10 protein-coding genes are annotated in these 12,688 nt (G+C 60.4%); 3 read left to right on the top strand and 7 right to left on the bottom strand.

The annotated features are described in order from the left end of the window. Nucleotides 1–243: 243 nt before the first annotated feature. Together GS_RS16845 and GS_RS16850 are read left to right on the top strand one after the other, a co-directional pair. Nucleotides 244–2,535 (top strand): sigma 54-interacting transcriptional regulator, encoded by a 2,292-nt coding sequence (locus tag GS_RS16845; RefSeq protein ID WP_010943974.1) that lies wholly within the window; start codon nt 244–246, stop codon nt 2,533–2,535. 205 nt (nt 2,536–2,740) lie between these two features. After that, on the top strand, nt 2,741–2,929 hold the full coding sequence (locus GS_RS16850; RefSeq protein ID WP_010943975.1) for a hydrogenase expression protein HypE: 189 nt from the start codon (nt 2,741–2,743) through the stop codon (nt 2,927–2,929). Nucleotides 2,930–3,042: 113 nt separating this feature from the next. Here GS_RS16850 and cysS read toward each other — a convergent pair whose 3' ends face one another. The 6 genes from cysS to GS_RS16880 all read right to left on the bottom strand — a co-directional run bounded on the left by cysS (nt 3,043) and on the right by GS_RS16880 (nt 9,949). Further along, nucleotides 3,043–4,488, bottom strand: a complete 1,446-nt coding sequence (gene cysS, locus GS_RS16855) for a cysteine--tRNA ligase (protein ID WP_010943976.1) — start codon at nt 4,486–4,488, stop codon at nt 3,043–3,045. 32 nt (nt 4,489–4,520) lie between these two features. Continuing rightward, nucleotides 4,521–6,185: a glutamine--tRNA ligase/YqeY domain fusion protein gene (locus GS_RS16860; RefSeq protein WP_010943977.1), complete on the bottom strand. Its 1,665-nt coding sequence runs from the start codon at nt 6,183–6,185 to the stop codon at nt 4,521–4,523. A 30-nt stretch (nt 6,186–6,215) separates the two neighbouring features. Beyond that, on the bottom strand, nt 6,216–6,689 hold the full coding sequence (ispF, locus tag GS_RS16865; protein WP_010943978.1) for a 2-C-methyl-D-erythritol 2,4-cyclodiphosphate synthase: 474 nt from the start codon (nt 6,687–6,689) through the stop codon (nt 6,216–6,218). 43 nt (nt 6,690–6,732) lie between these two features. Next, entirely contained in the window at nt 6,733–7,431 is a 699-nt protein-coding gene (gene ispD / locus GS_RS16870) for a 2-C-methyl-D-erythritol 4-phosphate cytidylyltransferase (protein WP_010943979.1), read from the bottom strand. A 152-nt stretch (nt 7,432–7,583) separates the two neighbouring features. After that, entirely contained in the window at nt 7,584–8,972 is a 1,389-nt protein-coding gene (selA, locus tag GS_RS16875; RefSeq protein WP_010943980.1) for an L-seryl-tRNA(Sec) selenium transferase, read from the bottom strand. Between the two features lie 269 nt (nt 8,973–9,241). Continuing rightward, nucleotides 9,242–9,949: a GntR family transcriptional regulator gene (locus GS_RS16880; protein WP_010943981.1), complete on the bottom strand. Its 708-nt coding sequence runs from the start codon at nt 9,947–9,949 to the stop codon at nt 9,242–9,244. Between the two features lie 274 nt (nt 9,950–10,223). On the opposite strand from GS_RS16880, the gene GS_RS16885 reads away from it, so the two are divergent. Continuing rightward, nucleotides 10,224–10,994 (top strand): sugar phosphate isomerase/epimerase family protein, encoded by a 771-nt coding sequence (locus GS_RS16885; RefSeq protein WP_010943982.1) that lies wholly within the window; start codon nt 10,224–10,226, stop codon nt 10,992–10,994. 35 nt (nt 10,995–11,029) lie between these two features. Here the strand turns inward: GS_RS16885 and cls are convergent, their stop codons facing one another. Continuing rightward, nucleotides 11,030–12,472 carry a cardiolipin synthase gene (gene cls / locus GS_RS16890; protein WP_010943983.1) on the bottom strand — a complete coding sequence of 481 codons (1,443 nt, stop codon included), beginning with the start codon at nt 12,470–12,472 and terminating at the stop codon, nt 11,030–11,032. Nucleotides 12,473–12,688: the final 216 nt, after the last annotated feature.

Here is a 12,688-nt window from a genome sequence, read left to right on the forward strand (position 1 = left end):
CAGTAAATTATCTTCTCCTATTTACTTGCAGAGGCTGGATGATCGCGCTATAGTTTACTTAGAAAAAGAGTTGCGAGGGTCGAGAGATCCTCATTATGCCCTAGTCGACTTTCCCTCCTAGTCGCTAGGGTGTTTTTTTGCCGCCAACCCACTGCGCCACATCTGGCACAGCGTATACTTTATGTGTCACTTATTGCACACCACCCCCTCAATAGTGTATGGTTCACATGTACAGGAGGCGACATGGAGCCGATAATTACCGACAAGGAAAAGTGCCGCAAGTGCTACTGCTGCGTCAGGAGCTGCCCGGTCAAGGCAATCAAGGTTGAAAAACGCTACACCGAAATTATCTTTGACCGCTGCATCGGCTGCGGCAACTGTCTGAGCAATTGCCCCCAACGGGCAAAGATGGTGGCCGACAAAGTGGGTGTTACCGAGAGTCTTCTCACCTCGGAAGACAAGGTAATCGCCGTGCTCGGATCATCATTTCCAGCCTTTTTTCACAATGTTGCACCGGGCCAGCTTGTGGCCGGCCTCAAGCGGATCGGCTTCCGTGAAGTCCACGAAGGGGCCTACGGTGCTGAACTGATCGCTGACGATTACGCCCGTATTACCGGCGATAATGACCGGACCTACATTTCATCCCACTGCCCGGCCATCGTTGACCTGATCGAGCGACACTACCCGAAACTGCTCAGAAACCTGGTGCCCGTCGTTTCTCCCATGATCGCCATGGGCCGCTATCTCAAGGAAGTTCTGGGCCCCAAGACCAAGGTGGTCTACATCAGCTCCTGCATTGCCGCAAAGTTCGAAACCCAGATGACCGAAACGCGGGGAGCCATCGACATTGTTCTCACCTATCGGGAACTGGAGGGCATCTTCCGCAGCCGGCAGATTTCCCTCCCGGCCCTCGATGCGCTTCCCTTCGACGGGCTTGCGCCCACGGTGGGACGACTTTTCCCCATCAACGAGGGAACCTTCCGGTCGTTCTCCATGTCGGCGGACCCCCTTGACACTGAAATAGTCTCCGCCTGCGGCGAAGTAAACGTCATGGGCATCATCAGAGACTTGGCTGCAGGCAGGATCGCCCCCCGCTTTGCCGATCTGCGCTTCTGCTATGACGGGTGCATCGGCGGTCCCGGCCGCAATAGCGAACTGACCGAATTCTACCGCCGCAACCTGATCATTAACCATTACAAGCAGGACATCCCCTACGAGACGGCTCCGCACTATCTCTCCTCCCGTGAGCAGACCGGCCTGGACCGCTCTTTTGCCAGCAAGCACGCGCGCCTCGAGTCGCCAAAAACAAATGATATCAAGAAAATACTGCAAGCCACCAGCAAGTACTCGGTCAAGGACGAACTCAATTGCCGCGCCTGCGGCTATCGCACCTGCCGCGAGTATGCCGTGGCGGTCTACCAGGGCTTGGCCGAGATCGAGATGTGCCTTCCCTACAACCTCCAGCAACTGGAAGAGGATCGTGGTCGCCTGATCCAGAAGTACGAGCTCGCCCGTCGAGAACTCGACCGCGAGTATACTGACGAGTTCATCGTCGGCAACGACCGCAAGACCTTGGAAGTACTTGATCTCATCAAGCAAGTGGGGCCGACGCCGACGACGGTTCTGATCCGGGGCGAGTCGGGAACCGGCAAGGAACTCACCGCCCGAGCCATTCATCGCTTCAGCAAGCGCAACGATAAGCCCCTGGTGACCGTGAACTGCACCACTATCACCGACTCCCTTCTGGAGAGCGAACTCTTCGGACACAAGCGGGGGGCCTTCACCGGTGCCATCGCCGAGAAAAAGGGGCTGTTCGAGGCCGCCGACGGCGGCACCATTTTCCTGGATGAAATCGGCGATATCACGCCGAAATTGCAGGCAGAGCTCCTGCGTGTCCTCGACATGGGCGAGGTGCGTCCCGTTGGGGGTACGACCGCCCGCAAGGTCGACGTACGCCTCATTGCCGCAACCAACCGGAACCTCGAAGAAGGAGTACGGGAGGGCTGGTTCCGCGAGGATCTGTATTATCGCCTCAACGTTTTCACCATTACCATGCCGCCTCTGCGCAACCGGGTGGAGTCGATTCCGATCCTGGCGCACCACTTCATGGAAAAAGCCAGCACCAAACTGAACAAACGGCTCTCAGCCATCGAAGAGCGGGCCGTCATCGCCCTCACCAAGTACCCTTGGCCCGGCAATATCCGCGAGATGCAGAACGTCATCGAACGGGCTGCGGTTCTTGCCCACGACGATGTTATCCACCTGGAGAACCTCCCCCTGGCCCTTTCGGAAAATCTGGCAGGAAGCCCGACCGCCGACCTGGATATCCGGGCTTCCTTCCGCGCGGAGCGCGAAAGGCATGTGGTCAAGCTCGAGAAGAAGCTGATCCAGCGCTATCTGGCCGAGGCAAACGGCAATGTGAGCCGTGCCGCGCGGCTCGCCAACATTCCCCGCCGAACCTTTTACCGCCTGCTCGACAAGTATCGCCTCAAAGACAAAGAGGTGCGGGATATGCCGCAGGGGGACAGACAATAGTGTGCACTTTTGGCCAAGCCTGTGCCAACCGTGACACAAGGATGTATACGAAGATTTTTATTAGATAATTTTTATATTTAACTTAATAATGATTTCGACAGGTTATAATTTTTTTCTCCATCCTTCGGATCTGGCATGTATATGGCATAGTAACTACGCAAAATCGATATCAACGATGCCAATCAATACACGGAGGATACCAGACATGGGAAGAATGAGAGAAAATCCGCGGTACAACGTTATCTCCATGAGGATCAGCGACGAAGAGCGTGATCGCCTGCAGGCAATCATGGAAGCCACTCACAAGAGCGTGTCGGACATCATGAGGGAGGCTATGGAGCTTTTCTCCGTCCAACTCGAACAGTCTCAACCCGGAGACCAGAAGGCCGCCTGATTTTCACAAAAAAATGGGGCACCCCTCACCAGGGGTGCCCCGCACATCGTCGGCACATGAAGCGAACCGGGCGGAATCAATCCGCGGCGATTCGCTTTTTTGTTTCAGCTCATCTATTTCACCTTCCAGGTTGTTCCCTGGGCTGAGTCGAGGAGCAAAATCCCCTGGGCCGCCAAGGTATCGCGAATCTCGTCGGCACGACGAAAATCCCGGGCCTTGCGGGCTGCATTTCGCTCCTCGATCAGGCGCTCGATCTCAGCGGCTTCAATGGGTAGAGCCGCCGCCTTGCGGCTTTTGAGCCGTTCCACGAATGCGCCCGGCTCCGAGGTGAACAGGCCAAGCACCGCTCCCACCCGATCGATTGCCTCCCGCGCGCTCGCAAGTACGGCCCGGTCGATCTCACCCTCTGCGAGCACCCGGTTGACCGCCCGCACCAGATCAAAGACATAACCCAACGCCTGGGCTGTGTTAAAATCATCGTCCATGGCCTCACGGAAGCGTGTCGGTAGTCCGGCCGCCTTTTCGGCCAGCTCCTCGTCGATCCGCCCCGCCCCCGTGCCGTCTGCGGCCACTGCCTCGTCGATGCCGGCCAGGGCATTGTAGATCCGTTCCAGACCAGCTGCGGCCTCCTTCAGGTTCTGATCCGAAAAATCAATGGGGGAACGGTAGTGGGCCGACAGGAGGAAGAACCGGAGCACCTCGGCGTCATAGCTCTCCAGCACTTCCTTGATGGTGAAGAAGTTGCCGAGGGACTTGCTCATCTTCTCGGCATTGATGTTCACGAAGCCGTTGTGAATCCAGTAGCGGGCAAAGGGCTTGCCGTTGGCCGCCTCGGACTGGGCGATCTCGTTCTCGTGGTGAGGAAATACCAGATCCTTGCCGCCGCCGTGAATATCGAACGTCTCGCCCAGGTACTTCATGCTCATGGCTGAACACTCGATGTGCCAGCCGGGACGTCCCTGGCCCCAGGGGGAATCCCAGTAGGGCTCACCCGGCTTCGACCCTTTCCAGAGGGCAAAGTCCATGGGGTGACGCTTTTTCTCTCCCACCTCGATGCGTGCGCCGGCCTGCATTTCCTCAAGATTGCGCTTGGAGAGCTTCAGGTACTGATCGAAGGCCTCAACGCTGAAGTAGACGTCTCCGTCGGCGGCATAGGCAAAACCCTTTGCCACCAAACGCTCGATGACCTGGATCATCTCGGCGATGTGCTCGGTGGCCTTGGGTTGATAGGTCGGCAGATCGAGCCCCAGAGCCGCCATATCCCGGTCGAACTCGGCAATGAAACGCTCGGAGATGACGTTGAACGGCACCCCTTCCTTGTTGGCCCGATTGATGATCTTGTCGTCTACGTCGGTATAGTTGCGGACATAGGTCACCTCGTAGCCTGCATGGCGGAGGTAGCGGTAGATCATGTCGAAGACCACGTTGGCCCGGGCGTGGCCGATGTGGCAATGATCGTAGACCGTGACGCCGCAGACATACATCTTCACCCGGCCCGGCTCAAGTGTGACGAAATCTTCCTTTGTGCCCGAAAGCGTGTTGTAGACGCGCAATGCCATGGAAAGCCCTTTCAGATTCTTAATTCTACGTATTACTTCTTGGCCCACGAATCCCGCAGCGTCACGGTCCGGTTGAAGACCGGCGCGCCGGGCTGCGAATCGACGCGGTCAGCGCAGAAGTATCCCTGACGCTCGAACTGGAAGCGATCCTCAGGTCGGGCCAGAGCCAGGGAGGGCTCCAGCCGGCAATCCCGAACGATTTCCACCGACAGGGGATTGAGAAGCTCCTTCCAGTCGTCGCCCGAGGGGTTGGGAACGGTGAAGAGCCGGTCGTAAAGCCTGACCTCGGCAGTCACGGCATGGGTCGCCGAGACCCAGTGAATGACCCCCTTGACCTTACGCTCCGAGCCGGGAAGGCCGCTGCGGGTCTCCGGATCATAGGTGCAGCGTACCGTGGTCACGTTCCCCTCGCCATCACGCTCCACCCCGGTGCATTTCACGATGTACGCGCCCCGCAGGCGGATTTCTTCGCCCGGCGAAAGACGCTTGAACCCCTTGGGAGGGACCTCCATGAAATCGTCGCGCTCGATGAAAAGCTCCCGGCCAAAGGGGACCGACCGGCTCCCCAGGTCGGGACGCTGGGGGTGATAGGCAATGGTGAGATCCTCCGTCGCCCCCTCGGGATAGTTTTCGATCACCAGCCGAAGGGGCCGCAAGACCGCCATGACCCGGGGCGCGCGCTCGTTCAGATCCTGGCGTACGCTCTCTTCCAGAATGCTCATGTCGATCCAGCTGTCGCTGCGTCCCACGCCGATGGTGTCGCAGAAATTCCGAATCGCCTCGGGCGTGAAGCCCCGGCGGCGGATGCCCATGATGGTCGGCATGCGCGGGTCATCCCAGCCGGTCACATCGCCGTCCTTAACCAACTGGAGGAGCTTGCGCTTGCTCATGACCGCATAGGTGAGATTCAGGCGGGCGAACTCGTACTGGCGCGGCCGGTTCGGCACCGGCAGGTTGTCCAGAAACCACTCGTAAAGCGGCTTATGATCTTCGAACTCCAGGGTGCAGATAGAGTGGGTGATCCCCTCAATGGCGTCCGACTGGCCATGGGCGTAGTCATACATCGGGTAGATACACCACTTGTCGCCGGCATGGGGGTGCGGGGCATGGAGAATCCGGTACATGACCGGATCCCGCAGGTTGATGTTGGGAGAGGCCATGTCGATCCTGGCCCTTAACACCTTTGCCCCATCCGGGAACTCGCCGGCCCGCATCCGGCGGAACAGATCAAGGTTTTCCTCTGCAGTGCGGCTGCGGGAGGGACTCTCCTTGCCCGGTTCGGTGAGGGTGCCGCGGTAGGAGCGGATCTCATCGGCCGTCAGGTCGTCTACGTAGGCCTTGCCCTGTATGATGAGGGATTCGGCCCACTGGTAGAGCTGCTCGAAGTAGTCGGAGGCGTAATAGCAATGCTCCCCCCACTCGAAGCCGAGCCAGCGGACGCTCTCCTTGATCGACTCGATGTACTCGGTCTCCTCTTTCACCGGGTTGGTGTCGTCGAAGCGGAGATGGCAGCGTCCGCCGAAATCCCGCGCCAGCCCGAAGTTAAGGCAGATGGATTTGGCGTGGCCGATGTGGAGATAGCCATTGGGCTCGGGCGGGAAACGGGTGACGATAGTCCGGTGCTTGCCGCTTTTGAGATCATCCTCGACGATGGTTCGCAGGAAGTTGGTGACGTGGGCTGGTTCGGTGGTCGACATTAGGCTGTCCTCGCGCAATTCTTTGGGCTGCTATTTCTCTTCCATGAGCACCACCGCATAGGCGGCGATCCCCTCGCCACGCCCCGCGAACCCAAGTTCTTCGGTGGTGGTCGCCTTGACGTTCACCCGATCGGGGTCCGCCATCAGGTCAGCGGCAATATGTTCTCGCATGAGGGGGATATGGGGGGCCATCTTGGGACGCTGGGCCACGATCGTGGCATCCAAGTTGCCGAGGTGGAATCCCTTCCGGGTTGCCAGCTCCATGACATGGCGGAGCAGTGCCCGGCTGTCGGCGCCCTTGTACCGGGGATCGGTGTCGGGAAAATGCTTGCCGATATCTCCCAGGGCCAGGGCACCGAGAATGGCGTCGGAGATGGCGTGGAGCAGCACATCGGCATCCGAATGCCCCAGCAGGCCCAGTTCGTGGGGAATGTCGACGCCGCCGACGATCAGTTTCCGTCCCGCCACCAGGCGGTGGACGTCATAGCCGTGGCCGATCCTCATGGTATGCACCTCTCTTTAGCAACGCGCGGAGCCGGTCGCCCGCTCACGCCGCGAGCTCCTTCAGAAACGCCTCGGCCAGGACCATGTCCTCGGGCGTCGTGATCTTGATGTTGCGGTAATCTCCCACGACGATCCGCACGCTGCGGCCCAGGCGCTCCACGAGCATGGCATCGTCGGTGCCGAGAAAGCGTTCCGCGTCGGCAATTTCGTGAGCCGCGCGGATGACGGCGTAGCGAAACGCCTGGGGCGTCTGGGCGAGCCAGAGGGTCTCCCGGGGAGGGGTACCGGTGATGATGCCGTCTTCAACCGTCTTCACCGTGTCTTTGGCCGGCACGGCAACAAGGGCTCCGTCGTCCTCCCGGGCCACCGCGGTTGCCCGGGCCAGCACGTCCGTACTGACAAAGGGGCGGACCCCATCATGGATAAGGATCACGTCGTCGTCCGCCACAGTTCCCTCCATGGCCCGCAACCCGTTCAGGACCGAATGTTGGCGCTCCGCACCGCCGGCAACGATGCCGCGAACCTTGGTGAAGCCGTAGCGCTCAACCACGTGGTCACGGCAGAAGGGAATCTCGTCCTCGGGAGTGATGACAAATATGCCGTCAACAAAGGACGCCCCCTCGAAAACACTCAGGGTATGGGCGAGGATCGGTCTCCCCGCCAGGATGAGGTACTGTTTGTTGATGGAGGCCCCCATCCGCTTACCCATGCCGGCGGCCGGGACCAGGGCGAAAACGGCCATGGTTTCTCCTCTTGGCGCCGTGCTGAACGTCGCCACAAATACGGCCCGGCCTGCGCGGAAAACGGCGCCGGTCGGGCCGGAATGAGCTGATTATACCGAAGGATCGCTAAAAGACCAGCCAAAAGTAGTGCGAAGGATTGCCCCCGGCCCCGTCAGCTGGCCAGTTCCCGCAGGGCGGAGATAACCGCCGGGGCATCGTCGTCCAGGAGGGTCCGCGCATCGAGCAGGAAACGTCCCCGGTTGATGCGCCCGACCACCGGCACGGTCATGCGCCGGAGCCGCGCCTCCATCTCCTGGGGAGACACCCCGTCCACGTCTACAGCGATGAGGGTCGTGGGCAACTCCAGGAGGGGATAGGCACCCCCACCCACCTGGGAAACGCCGTCAAGGGAAGCAAGCCGCACGGAAGAAGGGACGCCGCGGCGCAGACGGCGCATGAACTGCCGGGCGCGGAGCCGCAGTTCCTCGGCCGAGGCGGTCAGCATCCGGAGGGTTGGAACCTCCGCCAGGGCCTGGCGTTCATCCCGGTAGAGGCGCAGGGTTCCCTCAAGGGCCGCCAGGGTCAGCTTGTCGATACGAATGGCCCGGAGCAGGGGATGCTTTTTCAAGGGATCCACATACGCCTTGCGCCCCACGATGATCCCGGCCTGGGGACCGCCCAGGAGTTTATCGCCGCTGAAGGTGACCACATCCACCCCGACGGAGACGAATTCCTGCACCGTGGGCTCCCCCCGGATACCGAAACGGGAGAGATCAATGAGACAGCCGCTGCCGATGTCGGCCATGACCGGCAGGCCCAATTCGCGGCCGATGGCGACCATCTCCGGGGCCGTCACCTCTGCGGTAAAACCGACCACCGCGAAATTGCTGGAGTGAACCTTGAGCAAGAGTCCCGTCTCGGAAGTTACCGCCTGGCGGTAGTCGCGTGAGTGGGTCCGGTTGGTGGTTCCCACCTCGCGGAGAACGGCCCCGCCCTGCTGCATGACGTCCGGGATCCGGAACGACCCGCCGATCTCCACCAGTTCTCCCCGGGAGACAATGACCTCTTTTCCGCCGGCCAGGGCGGACAGAGCCAGGAGGACCGCCGCTGCGTTGTTGTTGACCACGAGCGCGGCCTCTGCGCCGGTCAGTTCACAAAGAAGCTTCTCCACATGGGAGTATCGGCTCCCCCTCTCGCCCCGCTCCAGATCGAATTCCAGGTTGGAGTAGCCGTAGGCGGTGTCGTCGACACGTTGCCGCACCCGCTCTGCCAGGGGAGAACGCCCCAGGTTCGTGTGAATGACGACGCCGGTGCCGTTCACCACCCGGCGAAGACTGCACGCCGTGCTGCGGGCCACCTCGCGACCGACTCGGCCGGCAACCGCACCGTCTGCCAGGTCTTGCTCACGTAGCGATCCTGCGCGGGCCTCGGCGCGCAAGGCATCGAGCGCGGTGCGAACGGCGGCGAGAACCGTGGGTCGAGGATGGTCTGCCAGCAACCGCCTGACTTCGTCCTGTTCAAGGATGCGGTCAACCTTGGGAATGCGGCTAAAGATGGTCACGGTAGTCTCCCCGGGCACAAAAATGGCGGCGCAAAGCCAGCTTAGACCTCAGTACCAGATTGACTCAGGGCTGTCAAGGCGGGTGAAGGGAAGGTGAACGGGGTATCGTCAACCCGTCCGGTGTCTCGGTTGGTAAATCCTTGGGGAAAATTGTGAGGTATTGTGATTGTGGCGGCGACACAGACCCAGTCCGGCCACGCCAAGGAGCCGCAGCGCCGGCTGCGGCTAAAAGGACCTCGAGTGCGAGAAGAAACTAACCAAGCGGGACACTAGATATCAAGTTGCAGGGCAGCAGCCTGTTCGGCAGGTTTGAGAGGAGGTGCGCCGTCGGTTTCCTGCATGAGGACCCGGCCTCCGTACTCAGCGTTCTTGCGGACAAGGGTTTCGGCCATGTCGGCATTGCGGGACTGAAATGCCTCAATGATCCGTTCGTGCTCCTTCACGGAAATATGCATCCGACCGGGCAGGCTGAGGGAGGCGTAGCGAAGCCGCTGAAACTTCCGGACAAGGTTGGTGACGAGCTCCGAGAGCTTCTCGTTATCGGCCGCCCGAAGGAACAGCTCATGAAAATCGTTGTGAATCCGGAAAAAGTGGCGTACGTCACCCTCATCCGCCAGGTGGCGCAATTTCTCGTTGATGGTTCGAAGCTTCTCGATTTCCTTGTCCGTGAGCTTCTCACAGGCGCGGCGGGCCGCATACCCCTCAAGAATGCTCTTGATGGCGTAAAATTCCTCCACATCACGGGGAGAGAAAAACGTGACAACCGCTCCTTTGCGCGGGATCACGGTCAGATATCCCTCCGACTCCAGCTGGCGGAACGCCTCCCGGATCGGTGTGCGGCTGATGCCGAACCGTTCGGCGAGATCAGGCTCGGCCACTTTTTCTCCCGGCTTGAGGGCGCCGGTCATGATGGCATCGCGAATGGTTTCGAGGATCTTTTCCCTGAGGGTGAGGTGCTTCTCCATCGGTTTTTTCATAAGTCCACTCCGGCGGGGGCTGACTTATTGTATACAGTATACAGGGATTGTCAAGCAGGAGTTAGCATGTTTTAAAAAAGAAAGGTCTGTTACAAAGCACCCTTACGCCCTTGCCATTTACGACACCGGATAGTATCCTTTGGCGCAAAGAACCTTAACCTCAGCGTCATCGGCCGGGGAAGCCGGAGGCAATTGCCGCGCTGGATCTCCTGGCGGCTTGTGACTCCTGCGCCGACACCACTCATAATAAACTCAAAGAAAGAGCTCTCTGACCATGTCCGATCGCATCCACGCCCATGTCCCCTACCCGATGCTGGCCGACAACCTGACGGCCGTCGCCGCCCGTGGGATCAATCCCGAAGTCCACTTTTCGGGTGAGGCCCTGGACTCCCTTGTCCCGGAAAAACTGATAGCCGTTGCCGACACCCTGAACGCCACCGGGCTGCGCTCCACCATTCATGCTCCCTTCGTGGACCTGAACCCAGGCTCGGCCGAACGCCTCATCCGCGAGGCTACCCGTCATCGGCTCAACCAGGTGATTGACGCCGCGGCAATCCTCAGGCCCGACGTGATCGTCTTCCATCCCGGCTATGACCGCTGGCGCTACGGCGAGAACCAGGATATCTGGCTCGCCCACAGTATTGAGACGTGGCGGAGAGTGCTGGAGCGGACCGAACCCATTGGCTGTACAGTCGCAGTGGAAAACATCTTCGAGGAGGAGCCTTCAACCCTGCGAGCCCTGCTGGAAGAGATCGACCATCCCCGCTTCTGCCACTGCTTCGACGTGGGGCACTGGAATCTGTTTCACACGGTGGGGATGGAGGAATGGTTCGATGCCATGGGACGCTTCGTGGCGGAGGCCCACATCCACGACAATTTCGGCACCCGCGATGACCATCTGCCGCTGGGCGAAGGGGCCATCGATTTTGATCTCTTCTTTTCCCTCATGGCCCGGCACGCCCCCCAGGCCGTCTGGACCATCGAGGCCCACTGCCCGGCAGCTCTGGACAGGGCACTCGTTGCCATCGAGCGCTACCGGAAATGACAGCGACCCGATACCGCGAGCCGTTGTAGCCAGGACTACAGATAGGGAGAAAAGAGCTTGGCCGTGGCGTCCCGCACTTTTTCAGGGAGTGGGCGGCCGTCCATCTCGGTCAGGCTCACCTGTCGCGAGCGGGCAACGGTTACGGCGAAGTGACGGGAAAGGGTTCCGGCCAACTCCCGATCGTAAACCTCCAGATTGAGCTCGAAGTTGAGCCGAAGGCTGCGGGGATCCAGGTTGGCCGAGCCGATCATGCTCCAGAGGCCGTCGACGATGAAAAGCTTGGTGTGGGCAAAAGGGGGCGGCTGGTAAAACACTCTGATTCCCTGCTGGATAAGCTCCCAGAGATAGGCCCTGGTGGCCCAGTGGACAAAGGGAAGATTGTTCTTCTCAGGCAAAACGAGGGTGACCTCCACCCCCCGCAACGCCGTAGTGACCAGGGCCGAAACAAGTGAGCGGTCGGGGATGAAGTACGGTGTCATGATCTGAACCGTCCGAGTGGCGCACGACAGGGCTCCCATGATGATCCAATGGAGCGTATGGTATTCCTTGTCGGGCCCGTCGCCGATGGGACGGGCCAGGGCATGACCGGCCGGCTGGATCGGAGGGAAATACCGGGTGTCATCAAGAAGTTCGCCGGTGACGAAGTGCCAATCCTCAAGGAAGACCTGCTGAAGCCCCGCCACCACCGGACCCGCCACCGAGAAGTGAACATCCCGCGACACGGCGTCACCCGCCTTTTCAGCCACATGCCGGTCCCCGATATTCATCCCCCCCGTAAATGCCAGCTGGCCGTCCACCACCAAGACTTTGCGGTGGTTGCGCAGATTCATGTAGATCCCCTGTCGCAACGGCAGGAACCGCTCAACCCTGATTCCCGTCCCCTCCATGAGAGTCCTGGCACGGGGCCATGAATACTTTTCACCGACGCCGTCGACGATCACCCGCACGATGACACCACGCGCCGCGGCGGCGGCCAGCGTAGTGATGAACCGGCGGCCGGTGCTGTCGGAATCGAAGATATAGGTAGAAAGGTGGACCGAGGATCGGGCATGGGCGATGGCTTCCAGCATGGCGGGGTACGCCCCTTCGCCACCATCCAGGGGGATTATACGGTTTCCCTGGACCAGAGGGGCTCCCACCACCCGATCGGCCAGATGGCGCAGCTCGGAGAGGTATTCGGCCCCCGCCGGAGGAGTCGGCGCACTTTCATGCTCCTGGGCTGAGCGGAAGTGCTCTCCCCCAGCCAGACGGCGCCCTGTTTCCTGCCACTTGCGGGCCCGGCGGAAGATGCGGTTTACCCCCATGCTCCAGTAGAAAATGGGACCGAACAGCGGGACCGTGAGGCAGACAACGATCCACCCGAGTGCTGACCGGGGGTCTCGCTTCATGACAAGGGCATGACCGGCAGAGCCCACCGAAAGGGCAATCGCGATTCCTGCGCACACAAATAAAAATACGTCATCCAAGTATGAAATCACGCCCCATCCCTCGGCGGCGGTGCGAAAACCTCGTCGCACGCGGGCTCCGGCCTGGCAGTGTACAGCCGCCCCATTGCGGCATGCCTGCCGACCCTTTACTTTGTACCGTAAAAACAGCCCGCTAGCAACAGAGCCCCGCCGGCAGCCTTCGGCCACCGGTTTCCTTGCGGATGGGTTGCCGGCTGGACTATAATGAATCCTCACCCGCGCTTCGCA

It is taken from the genome of Geobacter sulfurreducens PCA (genome assembly GCF_000007985.2).
GTDB classification, from domain to species: Bacteria; Desulfobacterota; Desulfuromonadia; order Geobacterales; family Geobacteraceae; genus Geobacter; species Geobacter sulfurreducens.

What these genes read in the sequence shown, in the direction of transcription:
- GS_RS16845 (WP_010943974.1), top strand. Translation starts at nt 244, where the DNA reads ATGGAGCCGATAATTACCGACAAGGAAAAGTGCCGCAAGTGCTACTGC.
- GS_RS16850 (WP_010943975.1), top strand. Translation starts at nt 2,741, where the DNA reads ATGGGAAGAATGAGAGAAAATCCGCGGTACAACGTTATCTCCATGAGG.
- cysS (WP_010943976.1), bottom strand. Translation starts at nt 4,488, where the DNA reads ATGGCATTGCGCGTCTACAACACGCTTTCGGGCACAAAGGAAGATTTC.
- GS_RS16860 (WP_010943977.1), bottom strand. Translation starts at nt 6,185, where the DNA reads ATGTCGACCACCGAACCAGCCCACGTCACCAACTTCCTGCGAACCATC.
- ispF (WP_010943978.1), bottom strand. Translation starts at nt 6,689, where the DNA reads ATGAGGATCGGCCACGGCTATGACGTCCACCGCCTGGTGGCGGGACGG.
- ispD (WP_010943979.1), bottom strand. Translation starts at nt 7,431, where the DNA reads ATGGCCGTTTTCGCCCTGGTCCCGGCCGCCGGCATGGGTAAGCGGATG.
- GS_RS16880 (WP_010943981.1), bottom strand. Translation starts at nt 9,949, where the DNA reads ATGAAAAAACCGATGGAGAAGCACCTCACCCTCAGGGAAAAGATCCTC.
- GS_RS16885 (WP_010943982.1), top strand. Translation starts at nt 10,224, where the DNA reads ATGTCCGATCGCATCCACGCCCATGTCCCCTACCCGATGCTGGCCGAC.